The sequence below is a fragment of the Paenibacillus turicensis genome (genome assembly GCF_017873435.1).
Classification (GTDB): Bacteria; Bacillota; Bacilli; order Paenibacillales; family Paenibacillaceae; genus Fontibacillus; species Fontibacillus turicensis.
In genome coordinates, this window is record NZ_JAGGKG010000004.1 from 145,920 (window position 1) to 165,962 (window position 20,043).

Genomic DNA, 20,043 nt, shown 5'->3' on the forward strand with positions numbered 1-20,043 from the left:
AACAGGTAAATGTTACAACTCCGATACAAGTAAGAGAGTTTTAGAAACATCACCTACATAAAATAGAGTTCATAGAGCATGATCATATTTCTACACAATGAAGTAAGGGGTAGCAGCTTAAATGAATCCACTTGATATTCAACAAGCCTATAATCGATACAAATTTGAACTTAATCAATATATTTATGGTTTATTAAAACAACAACAAGACGCTGAGGATCTAACTCAGGAGTGCTTTATTCGGTTAATGCGATATGAATTACATGTTCCAGAGGAACGTTTACTCTATTTTCTAAAAAGGATTGCTCGTAATCTCGTTATTGATTTATATCGAAAAAGAAAGTATGAATTACTACGTAATTATAAGCTTCAAGTGCCAACGTATCATAGTGATATTTCCCAACTAGAAGTTGGGGAAGGCGTGACAGATTTAATGTCATATGTAAGTAATATCGAGCACCAAAAAGTTGTGAAATTTCGTGTGATTGATGGCTACTCTATTAAAGAAACCGCTCAGCTTATGAACCGTAGCGAAAGCATGGTGAAATCGTCTCTTTTTCATGCAGTAAATAAAATTAAGGCGAATATAATTTAGGCTCTATTTATAAATCAGTACTTGACAGCGACTAGAGGGTGGTAACTACGATCCAGAGCGTTCTGACGATTGTGTCAGCGGCCAAGCACTGATTTCAAGATTGAGCCATAATTTAATGTTATAAACAAGGTTAGGCTACTTTACCACAACTAGAATTTGATTTGCACCCATACGTTCTAATACACGATAACCCTCCTCTGACGCTGTAGCAATTCCATCGCGATTCGGACGGCAAAAGCCATTTTCCACACAAGTGCCATCATCGCGTACTAGTAGCTTTCCAAGCATTCCGACTGCCACCCATTCTGGTCGATCGATTCGGGAAGTATAGCTTCGTGAGGCATCAAAATTGGGATTGAGCACTGCCCTTTTGATCACAGTAGGCTCTATCTCCATCATTGTATGGCCTTGCTCATCCTTCTCTTCTGGGATTTGGACCTCTTCATATTTGACTCTGCCCCACTCGTCTACTGCATATTTCCCCTGCCAATTTAAATGATAGGCCCCTCCAACCACGGATGGTCTTCCGCTAGTAATCCCCAAAATATAGTTGTCCTCATCTGTTGCTATTCGAATTTTTTGTTTGTCTGAAGTGACAAAATAACCCGGTTCCAACGGGAGTCCGTCTACCGTCTCGAACATTTCGGCATAATCCGCGGCGGGGGACATTACTGTGCCGTCAATATAGAGGTTGCCTGTGGCACCTTCGAGGACTGCGGCTAATCCGGGAATAGTAGCACTTGTCCCGTTGGCAAGGTGCCATGAGGAGGAGTATAAACTGTTACCATAAATACCCATTATATGCGAATTAGGGTGATTATTAGTAACTGTGGTTGAAAATCCCTCTGAATGGGAAAAGGCTCCTGAAGCCGTTGTGTTTCCGCCCTCGGCGTGAGAGACAGGTCCTGACGCTACGGAAAGTTGTCCTTCCGCATGAGATACTAAGCCTGAGGCAGTCGTAAGACTGCCTTCCGCGTGGGCATAGATACCGCTTGCAACCGTTCCAAGTCCCTCGGCATGAGATCCATCTCCGCTTGCTAAGGAACTAACTCCTTCCGCATGTGCACTTCCTCCATAAGCAGTACTTCTTGAGCCTTCGGAATGCGCCCCTGTTCCTCCTGCAGTCGTCAGAAATCCTTCCGCGTGAGATCCAATCCCTGTAGCAATTGAGGCATTGCCTTCCGCGTGGGAAGACTGCTCCCCCGCTATCGTTTGGTATCCTTCCGCGTGCGAGGCCGCACCCGATGCGTTACTGAAGCTTCCTTCGGCATGCGCCGATGTGGCTAACGCATATGTCTGATAGCCCTCCGTATGCGATGCCATCCCTAATGCTGTTGTATTGATCCCCTCCGCAGTTGAGCCGTAGCCTAATGCGTTATTGTTGTATTCATCCGTCATCTTAATTACCTCCTTGTTCTCCAGTAATATATTCTATGAAATGCTTTACTAGAAAACATGGATAATAGACTAAATTATAAAAAAACCTTGCCCCAGAAAAGGGAACAAGGGAAGACCTGATTTTATCTGAATAGCACCTTAATCTGATTGGCGCCTGTTCTCTTAATAACTCGGTAGCCCGACGAAGCGGCTGTTGCAATCCCGTCACGGTTAGGACGGCAATATCCATTTTTTACGCAGGTACCGTCGTCTCGTACGAGTAGCTTTCCAATTAATCCAACTGTCACCCATTCTGGACGCTCTATCCGAGGAACATAAGAACGCGAAGCATCAAATTCAGAGTTTAACACTGCCGCTTTTATCTTCGTTTCTATTAACGTGTCCCCTTGTTCATCCTTCTCATCCAACGGTGGTACTTCCTCATATTTGATACGTCCCCATTCATCCGTCACATATTTACCTTGCCAGTTTAGATGATGTGCCTCTCCGACCACAGAGGATCTACCGCTTACTATGCCCAATACATAGTCATCCTCCGCACTTACTTTTCTAATCTTCTCTTCAACCAACGTAACAAAATAGCCGGGTTCCAATGGGAGTCCGTCTACAGTCTCAAACATCTCTGCATAATCCGCAGCAGGAGACATCACTGTGCCGTCAATATACAGGTTACCTGTTGCGCCTTCTAGGACTGCGGCGAGTCCGGGAATATTAGCACTTGTCCCGTTGGCAAGGTGCCATGAGTTTGGATATAAGCTTGAACCATAAGTGCCCATAATGTGGGAGTAAATATGATTACTAGTAACGGTGGTATAAAACCCTTCAGCGTGGGAATAATTCCCTGATGCCACTGTGCCGTTTCCCTCCGCATGGGATATAGCACCTGATGCTATAGTTGACTGTCCTTCGGCATGGGAATAATCCCCTGACGCCTCTGTATTGTTACCTTCCGAATGAGATGCATATCCAGTTGCCTTTGTAATTACCCCCTCCGCATGGGCAGTATTGCCTGTTGCCTGTGATCTTCCTTCTGCATGGGAATACCCCCCTGAAGCTACGGCTAAATACCCCTCAGCATGAGAATAAATTCCCGAGGCCACTGTACTGAATCCCTCAGCATGAGATATCGCTCCTGAGGCCACCGATGACTGTCCCTCGGCATGGGAAAATTCTCCTGAGGCCTCTGTACCGTATCCTTCTGAATGAGCTGCATGTCCAGAGGCCTTTGTAACCACACCCTCCGCATGGGCAGTGTCGCCTGTTGCCTGTGATCTTCCTTCGGCATGGGAAAATACCCCCGAGGCCACAGATAAATACCCCTCAGCATGGGAATACGTTCCAATTGCTTGGGTCTGGGCTCCCTCCGCATGGGATGCTGCTCCTGAGGCTACGGAGAAATACCCCTCAGCATGGGATGCTACTCCTGAGGCTACCGAGGACTGTCCTTCTGCATGGGATGCTACTCCTGATGATACGGATAGACTTCCTTCAGCATGCGAAGATGTTACAGTTGCTCGGGTCTGATTTCCCTCAGCATGGGACGAGTCTCCAATTGCAGTAGATCTGGTTCCTTCCGCATGCGCACCAGCTCCTGAGGCTGCGGTTGACTGTCCCTCAGCATGAGATGCAGCTCCTGAAGCTACCGATAAACTCCCTTCCGCATGCGCACCAGCTCCTGAGGCTACGGTTGACTGTCCCTCAGCATGAGATGCAGCTCCTGAAGCTACCGATAAACTCCCTTCCGCATGCGAAGACGTTCCAGTTGCTCGGGTCTGATTCCCCTCCGCATGGGACGAGTCTCCAATTGCAGAAGTGCTGATCCCTTCCGCGTGGGATACGGCTCCTGAGGCTATTGAAAAATGTCCCTCAGCATGCGCAGCATCACCTAAAGCAGTCGTAAAGCTGCCTTCGGCGTGAGAAGCACTTCCGCTTGCTGCCGCCCCCAATCCTTCCGCATGCGAGACGTCCCCACTCGCAAAGGAACTGGCTCCCTCGGCATGGGCACCTACACCCCCTGCATTGCTTCGCAAGCCCTCAGCATGAGCACCTTGCCCACCTGCAATCGTCAAAAATCCTTCCGCGTGAGACCCAATCCCAGCAGCAATCGAGGCATTGCCTTCGGCATGGGAAGACTCTTCTGTCGCCTGCGTCTGGTACCCTTCCGCGTGCGAAGCTACACCTGATGCGTTACTAAAGCTCCCTTCGGCATGCGCCGAGGTCGCCAGCGCATTAGTCTGGTAACCCTCTGTATGCGAAGCCATACCAATCGCTGAAGTTTCAATGCCTTCTGCTGTAGCGCCAAAACCGGAAGCATTATTATTGGTATTATTTTCCATTATAATTCCTCCTTTTTCGTTCTCTTTTTCAGTTTATTCCTATTAAAAATTGTCGGAACGGCAAACATACTCGGTTATTAGTCCAAGCTATGTATAAAACAAACAAAAAAACACTTAGCTTATTTTTGCACAAGCTTAAGTGTTTTTAAGTAACTGCTATAAGTAATTTATTTTATTGTCCCATTCTTAGATTACTTACCGTCTTAGATTGTAATGAAAATTGGGAATAGACACGTTTCCCACCTTGACCTGAGGGGGATTGGGGTACAAACCCGACTTTGACTGTATCTTGAACGGGTAGATGGAAATACCTGACCATATCGTATTTCTTCCCATCTACGGAATAATGAAAAGCAAAGGATTGCCCTACTCGTGTCATTTGTAGCCACATTTCATTTCCCTCTACGTTGTTGCCATTGGCATCATCCGACATCCCATTGGTCACGACACTCACCACTGCATGTGTATCAAATTCGGTATATTCAAAGCATAACTTCGCCCACAACTCCAAATTATCCATTACCATAATGGTGGCAGAGTCATAGACATCCTTGAATTCAAGCTCCACCTTCACCTTCATTACAAAATCACCCGCTACTTCTGTAAAGAAAAAAGGAGCATTTGTACGTGACTCAGGCGTTCCCGTCTGGGAAGAAACTTTATGACTGCAGAAGAAATCACTTTGTGGTGGGGCATACATGATCATTTTGTCATCTTCAAATCTAAGGTCACTTTCATTAAGCCACTTGAAATGCTCGAAATCGATTTTTTTCATAACAAGCTCCTCCTCCATAGTTACAACGCTCTCTCGTAAAAAGGGTGCACCACAAGGTATAATATACCATCAAATCTATGCCTCTAAAATATACTTCTAACCTTAATTCATAACAATTTAAGTTTTATTACTTTAAAAATGCTTACAAATATTGACTTTCATCTGAGCTATCCTTTACACTCTAGTTAATTGTAATTTATTACAAAAATACTAATATAATTATAGAAAGGTTGATTTTATGAAAAAGAGTACGATTTCTGCTGCAATCGCTTTCACACTACTTCTCTCTGTCCCTGCCGCCATTTTACAGCCAGTTGGCACCGTTGTTGCTGCAGATGCCTCAGGTACAACGGCAAGTATTTCGGATATTGTTAAAAACCAGCTTTCTAACGGGGGTTGGCGTAAGGATTACAAGCAAACTAGTGGTGAATGGGCTAAAGCTACCATTGACAACAAAGCAACTTATACTGAAATAAGAAGACTCGCTGCTGAGTTCAAGAAAACAAACAATAAAACGTATTCTAACGCAGCGATAAAAGGAATTAATTTTCTACTAAATATGCAGTATTCTAATGGTGGATGGCCACAAGTATATCAAGGGTCCGGTTATCACGCTCATATTACGTATAATGATAATGCGATGATTAATGTAATGATATTATTAGATGATGTTGGAAATAGAAAAGGCGATTTCTCTTTTGTCGATAGTAATTTAGCAAATAGAAGCAAACAAGCTGTTAATAAAGGCGTAGATTGTATCTTAAAGACACAAATCGTGTCTAAAGGTGTGTTAACGGCATGGGGACAACAGCACAATGCTAGTAATCTAGCACCTGCTAGTGCAAGAGCTTATGAGGTGCCATCAATAACTGCTTCTGAAAGTGTTAACATTGTTAAATTCCTTAAAACTAGACCAGCTAACAGCAAAATTACAGCTTCAATTAAGGCAGCTGAAAATTGGTTTAAATCTGTCCAAATCACAGGCATTCGTGTAGAAAAGAAAAATGGCGATGTTGTCGTAATCAGTGACCCAAGCAACAAAACACCAATTTGGGCTAGATTTTATGAAATTAATACCCATCGCCCTATCTTTGTAGGACGTGACGGTGTCGTAAAATTTAGACTCAGCGATATTGAAAAAGAACGTAGAACAGGCTATGCGTGGTACGGAAATTGGCCTTCAAAATTATAGAGGTCAGCTTAATACATGTTTAATTTCATGCTTAACATATTAGTATAAAATTTAGCCCCTTGTAGCGGAATACGATATAAGGGGCTAAATCATTTTCTATATTATCCTTCTCTTCCTCTATATAAATTAGTGGTTGGCAAAAGCCAAAACTAGCGAAGGTATTTGCTTTTCACATAATCAAGATATTGTGATCGGGTTAAAGCTCCTGTCTCTCGGCAGAACTCATCGTACGTAATATCATCCGAAAAACCAAACTCTCTAAGTACTTCCTTCCACGCCTGTTCATACTGAGGATGAGTTAAGGCTTTTTCGTTTCCCCGTTCAGAGGGTGGAGCAAAGTTCACTGGTGAAATGCCCGCAGACACACCATGATTAAGAAAATTCCAATCAGGTTTAAAGGTGGTTTGCTCCTCAGGCTTAAACACTGTACCTAACCCCCAGCTTAATCGATAAATACGTTCCTTGCCGTAGTTCAAGCTAGGTCCGTATCCAACTGGAAAAACAATATCCTCTTCCTCTAGCTCCTTGTGATAGAGAAACTCATATCTCCCACGTAAAAAGTGATCGTCCATTACGATTTTTGTTGACTCAGATAATGGAGCGGCAACAATGTCCTCTAATGATGGTGAACGCTCCGTCGTTTTCCATAAATAAGGTCTCACGAACAGTGGCATCGTCATTACATTTTTCCAAATACTTTCCTCTATAAATAGGTTATCCTTCTCCAAGTCACGCAGTTTGCCAATCACTAATACATATCCATAAGTAAATAAATCAAGCTCGACTCTAAAAATATCTCCAGGCACAGCGTGATAACCTTTATTTTTCATATGTTTTAAGCGATTTAGCTTCTGCTTATAATCTGGAGGTATCGTTGTAGGAAAATGAGCTAACCATGCTACAATTTCTTCCTTACTGCTCAAATGCTCATATCCTGAAAAGGGCAAGTTCATACTATTCCGTGAATTATACGCAGTAACGTAGCCCTGACCATTATCCCTTATTATTCCAGTCGAGAAGGTGACTCCATCTGCCTTGAAGCTAGACACACTTGTATAATTCAGTTTTTTTTCTTTGCCTCTGTTTGTTTTTGGCAACACAAAGGCGCGTTCTCGAACCTTGATGTCCACATCCTCTTCCTGATAAGCTTCAAGTGAACTTGAAATTCGTTTACGGATCAAATCGCCATCAAAATAAACATAATAACCTTTTTTTAGCTCTACTAAATCCCAAGAGGATTGAACCAATTCTAGCCCTACAAATGGACGAATTTCATTACTAAGCCACTGCCACTGCTCCAACTCAACATCCCCTCTGGTAGTATGTTTGATTTTGGTGTATGCCACCTACGATGCATAATTAATAATTACTGCTTCTCTTGAGACCTCGTCATACGCAATCCAAATTTCATCCCCAACAGCAACTCCATAAACCGGTTCAATCGATTGCTCAATTGTGAACAAAGTTCCTGCACGCTCGACTGTAATATGAGCAAACGGCCGCTCTCCAATTGTGCCTGAATATGTCACATCCACAACCTTTGCCCCACCTTGCTTTCCTTTCAGCAAGCGAACCTCTTTCCTGAAATCCTCATTTCTAAAGCTCACTGGCAGTGGTAAACCTTCTTGTAATGGCATGCCTTGAGGTACAAACAAGCTGTTACTTTTATTTAAACGTACAGGGCCTTCTTCAACAACGACATCCACCAACATCAACTGACGATTTTGAATCGTAATGGAGTACTTATCAATTCCTACAATTTTACCTTGTAGCTGAACCATGTTACTATCCTTGTTATATAAAGCACGACAGTAGCTACGAATTCGTGTTAATCCATTTACGATAAGGAGTGTCGCCTGCTCACCAATTCGATATTCAAATCCAATAGGCTGAACGACAGGCACAGCATACTTTTTACCCGCCGCATTAAAATGTAAGAGTAGTGCTCTCCCTCGCCCAATTGATCCAAACTTCTCAATTTGCTCTAACACCGCATTATTAATTTGCTCACTTTGCTCACCTTGTGCAGCTTTCCCTCTTGGTGAATTGCCTGAAGGCATTGTATCTTCCTCTGTAAGGAACATCGCACGATTTCGTTTACGATCATAACTAATCACGACAGAATCGCCAATATTCCCCGCATTTAAGAAGGAAATTACTTGTTTAATCTCTACTGTTTTTAATCTACCTTCATCCTCAAATTCAACTGTAAATAACACCTGTGGTCGTTCGTTGACGTATAAGCCCGTTTCCTTCATATTGATGATCGTCCCTTGGCATACGACACCTTTGGCTAGCTTACTCATACGACTTCTTCTCATTAATCCGGGTAATATGCCTAGACCTAATACAGTAAATAGTGTTATGCCAACCCACACAATCCAATTAATCACTAAAGCATTCCAGCTACTCAAATAATGCAAAAAGCTTTCTAAAGAAACGCTCGCAACTTTATAATTAATCCACTTCTGAGCTTGCTGCTCTGTAGCTTGCTGTGTTTGGTCGTTTGCTACATTCATCACGCCGGCATTTTGCCCTTGAATGTTGTAATACAACCATTCACTTTTATAATTTTTAAAGAAAGAAACTCCTGCTTTTTCTAAATCACTGTATGCAAGCGGAGCAACCAGTGGCGTTACGTCTGTCATTGCTCCCGATTGTGTATTTACAATATAACCAAGTGACTTGCCCTCTAGTTTATCTTCAGTCGTTGATCCCAGCATTAAAACCTCATCTTGATTTAAAGTATAGATGATCGCATTATACAGGGGTTTTGGCGTAGCAACACGCGCTCCCCATTTCTGAGTTACTGTATTAAAATATTTAGGTTGTGACGGGAAACCTCCGTCCACCCCAATTCGTTTCGTCTGGTTTATTTTAAATTGTTTTTTAAACTCCGCTTCTGCTCGCTCTCTGCCTGTAAAGGTATTTTCATTTTTTTGCTGCAATGTGACTAACGGAACCTGCTTGTCGTTTAAAATGCCACTTATGTATGCCGTCTCATCATTGATTAAGCTAACTTCAAATATTGGAACCGTGGAGCCTTGATCCTCTAAACCATTTACTAGACGTATTCGTTCAGGTCGTACGGGTAGCAAATCCCCTTTTTTTAGGATCGCCTTCTCCAGCTTGCCATCTCTAATTTGCGCCACATACATTTCATTATTAACGGTATCTCCAGCCATAAACAATCTATCCCGCCACGCTTTTACATCTGATCCTAAAAAGGTTGGAATTAGAAGCTCTCCTTGTGAAATCGTAGTGATCTCCATACTAGGATCAATCGTTTTGACCACTAGCTTCTCTTCATCCCCATAAGTTGTAAGCACTAATTTATCTTGCTGATATGCACCTACAACCTGATTGTGAACATTAGAAGGCATCGTTGTTGTTTTTAAAACTTCCCCACTTTTAGCGTCAATAATATTGAGATTAAGGTTTCCATGTTCCCCAGCTCTCAACACCGCAAGTTTATTCCCTTCATCAAAATAATATATTCCACTTAATGACGGGGGGCTTTCATTCACGTAATTTATTTCAGAACTATAATCCCGCCATACCATAAAGCTTAAAAATATGACAGGGAATAAAAAAATAAATTTCATTAAAAAATTTCCAATACGTTTCATATTCTTTTCTCCTTCTCTCTAATCCAAAACAACAGACAAGTATACAAATCAGGTAATTATGCCCACTTTACATAAAACTAAAAATAGGAAAATGAAACAACAATGTGATCATGTAATTTTTCGGTTCGTAATACTTTTACCATGTTCAGTATATTTTTCCTTTGCTAAAGTAAATGACAGGAAGCAGCATACGCTTCTTCTTATCATCAGGCTATTGCCATCCTTCCTTCTAATTAACCCTTAATCTAATAGGGTGGCAGACTTCCAGATGACGCAAGCAGGCTATCGCATTTCTTCCTTCTATAAAACATTAGGCGTTCAGAGATGCGGGTTTCCTGCTTGTGTATTACTTATTAAGGAGGTGGCCATATTGTCCACCAAATCAAACATGAATACGATGTACAATGAAATTTACTTACAACAGCAACTAAAATGGATCATTGAACCAAGTCAACATCGTGTTCCTACATCCTACTTAGCTTCTGCAATTAAAAATATAGAGCAGCTTGGCTTTACCTTTTCTAAACCATTAATTGAAGCCTTACGAACATTATCTATCCCTAATTTTATTGCAAATTATCGTTCTATTGAAGCACAGCTTAAAAGGATGGTAAAGGCAAACTACAAATACAAGCCGATGTATCCAAATTTTCCTGAGCAAGTGATGGAGATGGATGAAGCCGAGCTTTACTTGAATGCAATCTATCATTACTATACGCTGCTAATGCCAGAGGAAGAAGTCATTGATCAGACATCCGCACATGAAATCAAAACCGCTATATTTAATGATAAAGAGAATAATAAAGAAAAAGAGAAATTAGCTAAAAAGAACTTACGTGTGATTGAACTAGGTGGTCTAGAGCAATTTTATGAAATGATTCAGCATTTAATGTCAGCTAAAACCTCCATTTCCCCAGGGGACAAGGAGCTTATAGAGCTTGTTATTATGGAGGAACAAAATGTAGCGCAATTATTACCTTCAGAGATTCCTTTAAAAGAAAATGTAGCCTTTATTGCAGGATTGTTACTAAAATACGGGAAAGCCGATGTCACTTATATTGGCCGCTATTTTAAGACAGCAACGGATGTGCTTCGCCTAGCGGTAGCCTTATCAGAGGGCGATGTCAGCTTAGCCGACAATACTAAATTCAGAAAGTTCAAGCGCTCAGAGCGCAGACTGCTGTTAGGTTTATTGAATCAATGCAATGAGCCGCTAGAGGATATGGTGAGATATAAAGAGCGCTGGATTCGTTTAGGTGAAATTATCCATCCTTCGGAATATAAAAAACAGTATCCGCAAAGTGCAGAGGCCTTTGACTCTATTCGTAATGGACAAAAAATAGTAACGTTTCGTACTGAGGTAGAGCAGGCGCTTCGCTATCATAATACCGTAGGGGCAACCTATCTTTTAGCAGAACGTCCTGGTGAATTTGCTCGTCGTCTTGATCATTTGCTTCGTACACATCCTTCGCCTGATGAGGTTGTCTTTACCTTTAGCCTCATCGCTAAGGAGGTTTCTACACCTGTACTATTGCAAGTTATGACCCACTTTAACCATAGAAATCATGCACCTAAATGGCGTACCTTTTTCCCAAAGGGGAGTGTCGGTAAAGCGATAGCGATTCCAAATACATTGCCTAAATTAAGTGAACAGTTCTGTTCAGAAATTGTTACGTTATGCCAGCAGGTGCTTATTGAGCGCTTCAGTACTCTTGAGCCTTTAGGGAAGGTGTTTATTGCAGATTCATTGCAAAAACATCATGTTCCCTTCGGAATGCGTTCTGCAAGTAAATCGCTCCGTACATTAACGAGAGGAAGTCGCATTGCGATGCCTCAAGGTAATACAATTCGCTTTTTCTTGTGGTGGAAGGAAGGAAAAATCAATGGTACGCATAGTGGACGTGTAGATATTGACTTGTCTGGCATTATGTATAATAAGAAATGGGAATATATGGAGCATATTTCTTATACCAACCTTCGTTCTTCCCAGTACAAGGCATATCATAGTGGGGATATCGTCTCTGCCCCTCAAGGCGCATGTGAATTCATTGATATCGATATTGATTCTGTTCTGCAATATGGCGGTCGTTATGTCGTATCCTATTTAAATTCATTTACACTCCAAGCCTTTTGTGACTTGCCTGAATGCTTTGCTGGTTGGATGATGCGTAGCAAAACGGATTCTAGAGAAGTATTTAATCCTAAAACCGTCGTAGATGTGATTGACTTAGCCGCAGATACACAAATTGCAATCCCTGTTATTCTTGATTTGTTCAAGCGAGAAGTCATTTGGTGTGATCTTGCACTTCGTAGACATCCTGCTTATTACAACAATGTCGAAGGTAATTTAAAGGGAATGATCGCAATTGGGCAAGCGATGACATCTGTGGTGAAGCCTAATTTATACGATTTGTTCCAATTACATGCGACAGCAAGAGGTGTGGTTACAAGCAATATTGAAGAAGCCGACACTATCTTTTCAATGGATGAAGGGGTTACCCCTTTTGACACAGGTACTATTGTTGGTCAATATTTATAAGGAAGAGCTTCGTCATGAAGTTCTTCTTTTTTTGTTTTATATGTTTTGTACGTAAGGATGCAGACAAGAACGCCAGGCGGCTCATACAAAAAGCCAAGAAAATTCTCATGGAATCCCTTGGCTGTTATTTACTGACCTATAGATGGCTGCCACCCGTTGCGTCCAAATTGTGTCCCGTAATAAAGCTCGCCTTTTCACTCGCCAGAAAAGAAACAACCTGCGCGATTTCTTCTGGCTGCCCTTCTCGTCCAAGTGCGCTCATTTCCGCTGCGTTTTTCTGGCCTTCAGCTGTATGGAGCCAGTCTGCAGTCGAATCCGTGTCGATGATCCCAGGCATCACCGAATTGACAGTTATCCCTCTCTTACCGACTTCTTTCGCTAGCGTAAATGTCATTGTATTGATTGCCCCTTTAGTCATGCTGTACAGCATCATGTGCGGAAAGGCGATTCGGGTGACACCTGAAGAGATACAGATGATCCGCCCCTGGTCTTCCACCTTCTCCAGCAACGATTGGCTGATAAAGTATGGCGCTTTTACATTAGCATTGAAGAGCAGGTCGAACTCCTCAAAGTCCGCTTCCGCAAACCCGTTTGACGTTGCATGTCCGGCGTTATGGACGATGGTATGAAGAAGTATGCTTGCTTGTGCCATTTGGTCATTAACTCTCTCAATGAACTTCTGGATTTCTTGGGTGGTGTTGAAATCCCCTTGGATTAGGTGACTCAGTCTGCCTAAAGCATGAATGTTCCGTTGAACTTCTTTTATTTGTTCCAGGTTCTGATTATAATGCAACAGCAGGTGAAATCCATCCCTTGCCAATTGGATGGCAATCGCTTTTCCAATCCCTCTTGAAGCACCTGTGACCAGAGCGTACTTACTTTTTTCCATTATCTATCGCCTCCTAGTAACGACTATAAGGTTTTCCCTAAGGGAAAGGTCAACTAGGATTAGCTGATTGGAATAATAAATTCGGAAAAACGGTTGGTAGAATACAGGAAATCGTCCGGATTCAAGATTCGTTCATAGACAAAAATGGTAGAAAATTCTCGTTGAGATTTTTCCATAAGGTCCAAAATCTTTAGTGGAGATTCTTCCTGGTAAGGATTCACTTCGCATCGGAAAATCTGTGCGTTAAACCCAAAGTACGATAGGGGCACACCCCTCTCAAAGTTTTGCCCCATTCCTCGAAAAGCCACTGCCACTGGAATTACCTTCCCATCCTGTATCCTGTACTTGATTATCCGCTCGTCTTGCGTTGTATTGTTCTCAGCTAGTAACTTTTCTGCTTCATTAAGGACGACACAGATATTCTCATTCATCAATACCGGTAGTTCCGTTACCTCTATAGCAGGAACATAGCTAGTTTCCTCCGCGGCTAAACCATCCAGATCTCTTGTCAGTTGTTTTAATTGCTCGATTGCTCCCGTCGCCTGAATGATCTTCTGCTCTTCTGCTTTTACCTTCTGTTCAATCAGGGTTTGAATTTCATCTTTATCTAACTGTTCATCAAATACCTGCTTGATCTCTTTCAGTCCAAAACCAGCTTGTTTCAACAACCGAATCCGTTTGGCAGTCAGCAATTGATTCTGATGGTAGTAACGATAATCTGTTTCAGAGTGCACAAAAGCAGGAGATAAGAGGTTTTGTTCGTCATAGAGATACAATGCCTTTCTGGAGAGACCAGTTAACTTGCTGAAGTCATTAATTAAAAGCAACCCTTCATCCATCAATTCTTTCCTCCTCGTCATAGTTTCTAACTATATATATTGTTTGGAAAGGAATATATCAGTTTTCATCAATTAAACAAGCACAAGAGCACTTATATCAGTTTTTATTTAATTTTTTGAAGTGAAAATAGAAATTTTTCTATGCCTACTACGTTATGTATATAACATCCTCTCATTCAGATCCTAAAGGACGTGAACCTATGAAGAAGAAATTATTTTATTTGTTAATGACTTCGTTTATTATTGTGTTTGTGACTGTATCGTATTTTAAAGTTCAGGTTAATATGGAACAAAAAATTCAACAAAATATAGCGGAGCTTGAGCAATCCATCTCTGATTTGGCGTCTACACCAGTTGGCCTTAGTTCTAGTCCCTATGACTATATTAAGAATAATCAGGCTTTTGAAAACATAGTTGAATTAGGAAAACCCGCATTACCTAAACTGAAAAAATTACTTAAGCAAAGTGATAAGCATGGTTTAATTGAAAATATTTACGCCATTGCGATTGATAAAATTAAAAGTGAAACATAAGGACGTTGATAGCCTCATTTTCCCTGCTTTCCACTCATCCGCTCCTGATGGCGCACGCCCCACTCATGCATCGCCTCTAAAATTCCATTTAATGTTTTTCCGTATTCAGTAATTGAATATTCCACCTTGGGTGGGACTTCTGGATAAACCTTGCGACTAATCAGCTCTTCTGCTTCAAGTTCTCTTAGCTGCTTGGTGAGCATTTTTTGGGTTATGCCTGGTAATTTACGTCGTAGCTCTCCAAAACGCATCTTATCATGCTCCATTAAATATAATAAAATGATGGGCTTCCACTTTCCTACAAGCACCTCTAGGGCATTTTCTATCTTGCAAAACTCAGGATTTTTACGAACCATAATATGATATCCTCCCATTAGTTTCCTTAAGGATACTATAGCACATTTTATATACTACTTACAATTTTATAGATAATAAATTATAATTAGTTTATATCAATAATTAAAGGAGTGTATAAGATGTCTTTTCCCTCACAGAATAACTTTGAGTTTGGGATATATACGTTAGGTGATCATCTTCCACATCCAGTTTCCAGAGAACATATTTCAGCACAGGAGAGAGTTAAGCAGATTATTGAAATGGCACAGCTCGCTGAACAAGCGGGAGTTGACTTTTTTAGCGTTGGCGAGAGCCATCAGGACTATTTTGCAACACAGGCTCACACGGTGGTATTATCCGCCATTGCACAGGCAACTAATACAATAAAGATTGGAAGCTCAACTACAGTAATTAGTACACTTGATCCAGTACGCTTATTTGAGGATTTTGCTACTATTGACTTAATTTCAGACGGAAGAGCCGAGATTATTGCAGGTCGTGCTTCTCGAGTTGGCTTATATAAATTACTTGGTTATAACCTAAATGATTATGAGGAGCTATTTGAGGAAAAATTTGATTTATTACTCAAGATTAATCAACAGGAATATCTGAACTGGAGTGGCTCCTTCCGTAAGCCTTTAACAAATGCACATGTCTTACCACGTCCGAAGACTGGACAGTTACCAATATGGCGAGCGGTTGGTGGTAGCTTGGAAAGCGCTATTCGCGCGGGGCAGGCAGGTGTACCGATGTATATGGCTCATCTTGGTGGCCCCGCCTCTACATTTAAGCATACTGTTGATGCTTATCGAGAGGCGGCAACTGACGCTGGCTTTGATCCAAATCAGCTTCCTATTGCCACGGCAGGATTTTTTTATGTGAGTGAAACTTCCCAACAGGCACTTAAAGAATACTACCCACATATTAATGAAGGAATGAAGATTACGAATGGACATGGCTATCCTAAACAAAACTTCGCGCAGGGTATGGATACACGCGACACAATTAATGTTGGTAGTCCTCAACAGATTATCGAAAAAATTCTTCATCAGCATGAAGTTTTCGGTAATCAACGATATACGGGACAACTAGATTTTGGTGGTGTACCTCATGCGAAAATTATGAATAACATTGAGATTATCGGAACGGAGATACTTCCTGCTTTACGGAAGTACACTGCTAATTCTGTTAAAACTAAGTCGTAAAGGAGAAAGATACAATGAAGGTCACCTTACTTGTGGGCACCGTTGTTGGCTCTAAAACAAATACAGCCCTTGAAATAATGAAAGGATATGTAGAGAAGCAATTTAATTCGGACACCGTCGAGCTCATAAATCTTGCAGATTATGAGCTACAGTTTAGCGATGGACGCAACTATTTGGAATATGAAGGGGATACGGGGTATGTCACACAGCAGTTAATGGACTCGGATGTCATTATTTTTGGGACACCTGTATTTCAAGCCTCCTTGCCAGGCACATTAAAAAATATTTTTGACCTGTTACCTCCACAGGCTTTACTTGGTAAAGTGGTGGGGATCGTGGTTACCGCAGGCTCAAGCAAGCATTATCTCGTTGCAGAGCAGCAGCTCAAACCTATTTTATCTTATATGAAGGCACAAATTGTGCAAACCTACGTATTTATCGAAGAAAAGGATTTTGCACAAAAAACGATTACCAACGATGATGTGTTGTTCCGGATGGAACGTCTTGCAGAGGATATTAAGCTCCAAGCAGATTTGTACCAAGCGATTCAAGCAAAAAAAGATGAGGAATATGGTTTTTAAGGAATATGGTTTTTGATCATATTTTTTAAAAAAAAGCACTGCTGCATGAAAAGATGAGATTCATCTACTTCGTTAGCGGTGCTTTTTTTTCTTCTTTTACTTTACTGAGAAACTGACATCAAAACTGCCGCTGGCATCTTCACCTATGACTTTTATTTGGTATTTGCCACTTTGCTCTGCCTTGATCTCTACATCATCTGATGCGTTTGTTTTAAAATCGTTAATAAGCTCTTTCTCAGGATTAAACAATTGAATGAACAACTTGCCACTTGTCACCTCGGAAGAATACTTTATATTCAAGATTTCCCCTTGCTTCAGGTTAATATTTTTATCTTCAGTCCCACTAAACAACTTATACGAACCATTCATTGCATTTGAAGTACTATTTCCTATATACAATAATCTTCGATCACAACCAGTAATGACAATCACTAGGGTCAAAATCAGTAAACTAATCAAGTTGCCTAATTTAATTTTTCTCATACTCTGTGCCCCCTACTTCTAAATGTTCAACCCCTTCATCCCTTTACTCCCCGTAACTTGTAACATCAGATTTCTCAAGTTTTAAATCTTATATTAAGTTTAGAATAGTCTAAGTTCAATTTTTCAAAAATAATAAAAATCACAAAAAACCACGTAACTTTTAAGGCTCTCCCTACCATTCACTCAGTTACTGCTTTTATTTATTCTTATTTTTGGTTTGGTTAGCATGTAACTATGAACAATCATCGCACAGATTTCTTCTTCTGGTACGGTTCCATCTAAAATAATTGAATTCCAGTGCTCTTTATTCATATGAAACGCAGGAACTACTGCGGTGTACATTTGTCTGTGCAAGTCTAATAACTCAGGCTCACCCTTCACATTGATCCAAATATAACCTTGTCTCTCAAAGATACATGCAAACATCTTTTTATTCATTCCATGACGTATGACAGCCCAATTACTATCATGAAATGGGTAATCTTCATATGTATTTTCTAGGGTTAAGCAATATTCAATCACTTCTTGTCGTAGCTTCATCCTAATCATCCCTTTATCCTTTTATCCTTTTAAAACACTTCACTGTAAGTATAGGTTAATCCCACTCCAAAAACAAACTGACGTTCGTATTATTCTTTTAAATTCATTTCAAAGATGGTAAACTTTTCATATAATTTAGTTGAGTAACTAAAAAAACTAGTACTTATAATCAAGCTAATCAAGATAAGGAGCAACCGTCATGAAAACCTTATATAGACCGGTAGGGTCACAAGAAATGAAACTTATACTAGAGCTTGACCTAAAGGCATTTCCTCCGCGTTTGCCTGAACAGCCTATTTTCTACCCCGTACTAAATCAAAAATATGCTACACAAATTGCACGGGATTGGAATACTAAGGACCCTTTTTCAGGATATGTAGGCTTCGTTACTAAATTTGAGGTGGCTAGCCCATTTATTGATCAATATGAGGAGCAGATTGTAGGCTCAAAGCAACATCATGAGTTATGGATCCCTGCGGAGGATCTAGATGAGCTAAATCACAATATTGTAGGACATATTCAAACTATAGATGCCTTTTACGGCGAACAGTATACAGGGCATGATGCTACGCCACGTATCCCCATTTTTGAGAACAAAGGAGTCGAAGAACAATTTTTAATTTGGAAAAATATCTTGGATTATAACTCTATGGATTTTTATTGCGAAATTAGAGCACACAAGCATGCGATTTATATGAACTATCGATATTGGCAACAAGCAGATTTTAGTCAACAAGGGGTGACAGAACAAGAAAAGCTAGATGTACTTCATACGATGAAACAATATTGGGAAGAACATTTCCCTTCACAAAAACTACTTTTATCCCGATAATACTTTAGAACTAGTTGCGCACTACTTTATAACTATCATCATACTAAAGGGGACTTAAACAAATGAAGAAAAAGGTTTTGTCTGTTTTAAAAAGGGGAAGCTTAGCACTATGTGCAGCACTGCTCACTGTCACGCTAACGACTATTGCTTCGGGTTCAGCTCAAGCCGCTGCACCTACTCCGAAGCAAGTTGGTTTATTGGATGCTAAAAGTAATCAAACCTTTATCCCAGTGGCTACTTTAAGCCAGTTTCCTGATGTAACGGTACAATGGATTGCTGATCAGAAAAAAATTATCATTACGCAAAATGATAAAACCCTCACATTTACAGTCGGGAGCAAATCCGCACAAAACAATGAGGAAATGATCACGCTCATAGAAGCACCCTTTGTAGAAAATGGAGTTACCTACATCCCTGTTGCACCATTAGGACAAGCATTTGGATATTCTGTTGTATGGAGTAATACATCCTCCTCGATTTCTATTGGACTCGGCGATGCTAATGTAATATTACCTGTGGCTAAGAAGGGGCAATTTACCGCAAGTAGCAAACCTATTACTAACGAGCGTAAAACATTTAAGGTGAAGTCCAAATCATTTTCTGTACAAATGGTTACCGTTTCCTTATTACATCCTAAAATCCAGCTTGACGTCGCTTTAGCAGGCAATGAAATTGGTAAGGTGGAGGATTTAAGCAGTATTGCTAAACGTAACAAAGCCATCGTAGCAATTAACGGGACATTTTTTGATGCCTATACGAAGGAAAGCTTTAAAACTCCTTACGGATATATCGTTCAACAAGGGGAGCGCAAGCATTATGGTGACAACCGATCTATATTTACCTTTGATTACAATTCATTCGCAAACGTGATTCATGAGGCTGAATACAAAGAGAAGATGGAAGCGGAACAAATCAACGGTGCAATTCAAGCAGGACCAAGACTTCTCGTTAACGGTAAAATTGCCTTAGATGTGAAAAATGAAGGCTTTAAAGACCCTAAAATTTTAACAGGTGGTGGGGCTAGAAGTGCACTTGGGATTACAAAGGATCACAAGCTCATTTTGATCACCACAGGTGGAGCAACCATTCCTCAGCTTGCCGAAATTATGAAGCAGGCAGGTGCTTATCAGGCGATGAACTTAGATGGTGGCGCATCAAGTGGGCTGTATTATAACGGAAAGTATTTAACAAGCCCTGGGCGTAAAATTAGTAATGCAATCATTGTGAAATATCAATAATCAGTACTTGATCAGCTATGAGGTAAGAGACTACATAGCAGGGAGTGGCTTCAAATAAAAAACAGCAGGCTTAAGGATAATCTCCTATAGCCTGCTGTTTTTA

At 40.9% G+C, this 20,043-nt stretch carries 18 protein-coding genes; 8 read left to right on the plus strand and 10 right to left on the minus strand.

Going from position 1 to position 20,043, the window contains the following annotated elements; genetic code table 11:
* The first annotated feature begins 121 nt into the window (after positions 1–121).
* Positions 122–595, plus strand: coding sequence for an RNA polymerase sigma factor (locus tag J2Z32_RS06255; protein WP_210088317.1), 474 nt, complete (start codon positions 122–124; stop codon positions 593–595).
* Between the two features lie 135 nt (positions 596–730).
* Here the strand turns inward: J2Z32_RS06255 and J2Z32_RS06260 are convergent, their stop codons facing one another.
* From J2Z32_RS06260 to J2Z32_RS06270, 3 genes are all read right to left on the minus strand, one after another.
* Positions 731–1,993 (minus strand): peptidase G2 autoproteolytic cleavage domain-containing protein, encoded by a 1,263-nt coding sequence (locus tag J2Z32_RS06260; protein ID WP_210088318.1) that lies wholly within the window; start codon positions 1,991–1,993, stop codon positions 731–733.
* A gap of 122 nt (positions 1,994–2,115) precedes the next feature.
* Entirely contained in the window at positions 2,116–4,329 is a 2,214-nt protein-coding gene (locus tag J2Z32_RS06265; protein WP_245251249.1) for a peptidase G2 autoproteolytic cleavage domain-containing protein, read from the minus strand.
* Between the two features lie 172 nt (positions 4,330–4,501).
* Positions 4,502–5,104 carry a DUF1349 domain-containing protein gene (locus tag J2Z32_RS06270; RefSeq protein WP_210088319.1) on the minus strand — a complete coding sequence of 201 codons (603 nt, stop codon included), beginning with the start codon at positions 5,102–5,104 and terminating at the stop codon, positions 4,502–4,504.
* A gap of 238 nt (positions 5,105–5,342) precedes the next feature.
* Between J2Z32_RS06270 and pelA the strand changes: the two genes are divergently transcribed.
* The gene (gene pelA, locus J2Z32_RS06275; protein WP_210088320.1) at positions 5,343–6,296 is read left to right on the plus strand and encodes a pectate lyase; all 954 of its coding nucleotides are present in this window, start codon (positions 5,343–5,345) and stop codon (positions 6,294–6,296) included.
* A 149-nt stretch (positions 6,297–6,445) separates the two neighbouring features.
* Here pelA and J2Z32_RS06280 read toward each other — a convergent pair whose 3' ends face one another.
* Complete coding sequence (locus tag J2Z32_RS06280) at positions 6,446–7,597, minus strand: immunity 26/phosphotriesterase HocA family protein (protein WP_210088321.1); 1,152 nt, start codon at positions 7,595–7,597, stop codon at positions 6,446–6,448.
* A 45-nt stretch (positions 7,598–7,642) separates the two neighbouring features.
* A complete protein-coding gene (locus J2Z32_RS06285; RefSeq protein ID WP_210088322.1) occupies positions 7,643–9,925 on the minus strand; it encodes a hypothetical protein in 2,283 nt (760 codons plus the stop codon).
* A 388-nt stretch (positions 9,926–10,313) separates the two neighbouring features.
* Here J2Z32_RS06285 and J2Z32_RS06290 point away from each other — a divergent pair, with 388 nt between their 5' ends.
* Positions 10,314–12,464 (plus strand): TerD family protein, encoded by a 2,151-nt coding sequence (locus tag J2Z32_RS06290; RefSeq protein ID WP_210088397.1) that lies wholly within the window; start codon positions 10,314–10,316, stop codon positions 12,462–12,464.
* 136 nt (positions 12,465–12,600) lie between these two features.
* On the opposite strand, the gene J2Z32_RS06295 is transcribed toward J2Z32_RS06290, so the two are convergent.
* Positions 12,601–13,353: an SDR family NAD(P)-dependent oxidoreductase gene (locus J2Z32_RS06295; RefSeq protein WP_210088323.1), complete on the minus strand. Its 753-nt coding sequence runs from the start codon at positions 13,351–13,353 to the stop codon at positions 12,601–12,603.
* 59 nt (positions 13,354–13,412) lie between these two features.
* Positions 13,413–14,192, minus strand: coding sequence for a MerR family transcriptional regulator (locus J2Z32_RS06300; protein ID WP_210088324.1), 780 nt, complete (start codon positions 14,190–14,192; stop codon positions 13,413–13,415).
* Between the two features lie 200 nt (positions 14,193–14,392).
* Here J2Z32_RS06300 and J2Z32_RS06305 point away from each other — a divergent pair, with 200 nt between their 5' ends.
* Entirely contained in the window at positions 14,393–14,725 is a 333-nt protein-coding gene (locus tag J2Z32_RS06305) for a hypothetical protein (protein ID WP_210088325.1), read from the plus strand.
* Between the two features lie 14 nt (positions 14,726–14,739).
* Here J2Z32_RS06305 and J2Z32_RS06310 read toward each other — a convergent pair whose 3' ends face one another.
* Entirely contained in the window at positions 14,740–15,081 is a 342-nt protein-coding gene (locus tag J2Z32_RS06310) for a winged helix-turn-helix transcriptional regulator (RefSeq protein WP_210088326.1), read from the minus strand.
* A gap of 120 nt (positions 15,082–15,201) precedes the next feature.
* Here J2Z32_RS06310 and J2Z32_RS06315 point away from each other — a divergent pair, with 120 nt between their 5' ends.
* Both J2Z32_RS06315 and J2Z32_RS06320 read left to right on the plus strand, forming a co-directional pair.
* Positions 15,202–16,266: an LLM class flavin-dependent oxidoreductase gene (locus J2Z32_RS06315; RefSeq protein ID WP_210088327.1), complete on the plus strand. Its 1,065-nt coding sequence runs from the start codon at positions 15,202–15,204 to the stop codon at positions 16,264–16,266.
* Positions 16,267–16,280: 14 nt separating this feature from the next.
* A complete protein-coding gene (locus J2Z32_RS06320; protein WP_210088328.1) occupies positions 16,281–16,847 on the plus strand; it encodes an NADPH-dependent FMN reductase in 567 nt (188 codons plus the stop codon).
* 96 nt (positions 16,848–16,943) lie between these two features.
* Here J2Z32_RS06320 and J2Z32_RS06325 read toward each other — a convergent pair whose 3' ends face one another.
* The gene (locus J2Z32_RS06325; RefSeq protein ID WP_210088329.1) at positions 16,944–17,330 is read right to left on the minus strand and encodes a hypothetical protein; all 387 of its coding nucleotides are present in this window, start codon (positions 17,328–17,330) and stop codon (positions 16,944–16,946) included.
* Between the two features lie 183 nt (positions 17,331–17,513).
* Entirely contained in the window at positions 17,514–17,870 is a 357-nt protein-coding gene (locus tag J2Z32_RS06330) for an MmcQ/YjbR family DNA-binding protein (protein WP_210088330.1), read from the minus strand.
* 199 nt (positions 17,871–18,069) lie between these two features.
* Here J2Z32_RS06330 and J2Z32_RS06335 point away from each other — a divergent pair, with 199 nt between their 5' ends.
* Positions 18,070–18,702: a hypothetical protein gene (locus tag J2Z32_RS06335; RefSeq protein ID WP_210088331.1), complete on the plus strand. Its 633-nt coding sequence runs from the start codon at positions 18,070–18,072 to the stop codon at positions 18,700–18,702.
* A gap of 62 nt (positions 18,703–18,764) precedes the next feature.
* Positions 18,765–19,940 (plus strand): phosphodiester glycosidase family protein, encoded by a 1,176-nt coding sequence (locus tag J2Z32_RS06340; protein WP_210088332.1) that lies wholly within the window; start codon positions 18,765–18,767, stop codon positions 19,938–19,940.
* The last annotated feature ends 103 nt before the right edge of the window (positions 19,941–20,043 follow it).

Coding starts and splice junctions, on each gene's coding strand:
- J2Z32_RS06255 (WP_210088317.1), top strand. CDS start 122: ATGAATCCACTTGATATTCAACAAGCCTATAATCGATACAAATTTGAA.
- J2Z32_RS06260 (WP_210088318.1), bottom strand. CDS start 1,993: ATGACGGATGAATACAACAATAACGCATTAGGCTACGGCTCAACTGCG.
- J2Z32_RS06265 (WP_245251249.1), bottom strand. CDS start 4,329: ATGGAAAATAATACCAATAATAATGCTTCCGGTTTTGGCGCTACAGCA.
- J2Z32_RS06270 (WP_210088319.1), bottom strand. CDS start 5,104: ATGAAAAAAATCGATTTCGAGCATTTCAAGTGGCTTAATGAAAGTGAC.
- pelA (WP_210088320.1), top strand. CDS start 5,343: ATGAAAAAGAGTACGATTTCTGCTGCAATCGCTTTCACACTACTTCTC.
- J2Z32_RS06285 (WP_210088322.1), bottom strand. CDS start 9,925: ATGAAACGTATTGGAAATTTTTTAATGAAATTTATTTTTTTATTCCCT.
- J2Z32_RS06290 (WP_210088397.1), top strand. CDS start 10,314: ATGAATACGATGTACAATGAAATTTACTTACAACAGCAACTAAAATGG.
- J2Z32_RS06295 (WP_210088323.1), bottom strand. CDS start 13,353: ATGGAAAAAAGTAAGTACGCTCTGGTCACAGGTGCTTCAAGAGGGATT.
- J2Z32_RS06300 (WP_210088324.1), bottom strand. CDS start 14,192: ATGGATGAAGGGTTGCTTTTAATTAATGACTTCAGCAAGTTAACTGGT.
- J2Z32_RS06305 (WP_210088325.1), top strand. CDS start 14,393: ATGAAGAAGAAATTATTTTATTTGTTAATGACTTCGTTTATTATTGTG.
- J2Z32_RS06310 (WP_210088326.1), bottom strand. CDS start 15,081: ATGGTTCGTAAAAATCCTGAGTTTTGCAAGATAGAAAATGCCCTAGAG.
- J2Z32_RS06315 (WP_210088327.1), top strand. CDS start 15,202: ATGTCTTTTCCCTCACAGAATAACTTTGAGTTTGGGATATATACGTTA.
- J2Z32_RS06320 (WP_210088328.1), top strand. CDS start 16,281: ATGAAGGTCACCTTACTTGTGGGCACCGTTGTTGGCTCTAAAACAAAT.
- J2Z32_RS06325 (WP_210088329.1), bottom strand. CDS start 17,330: ATGAGAAAAATTAAATTAGGCAACTTGATTAGTTTACTGATTTTGACC.
- J2Z32_RS06330 (WP_210088330.1), bottom strand. CDS start 17,870: ATGAAGCTACGACAAGAAGTGATTGAATATTGCTTAACCCTAGAAAAT.
- J2Z32_RS06335 (WP_210088331.1), top strand. CDS start 18,070: ATGAAAACCTTATATAGACCGGTAGGGTCACAAGAAATGAAACTTATA.
- J2Z32_RS06340 (WP_210088332.1), top strand. CDS start 18,765: ATGAAGAAAAAGGTTTTGTCTGTTTTAAAAAGGGGAAGCTTAGCACTA.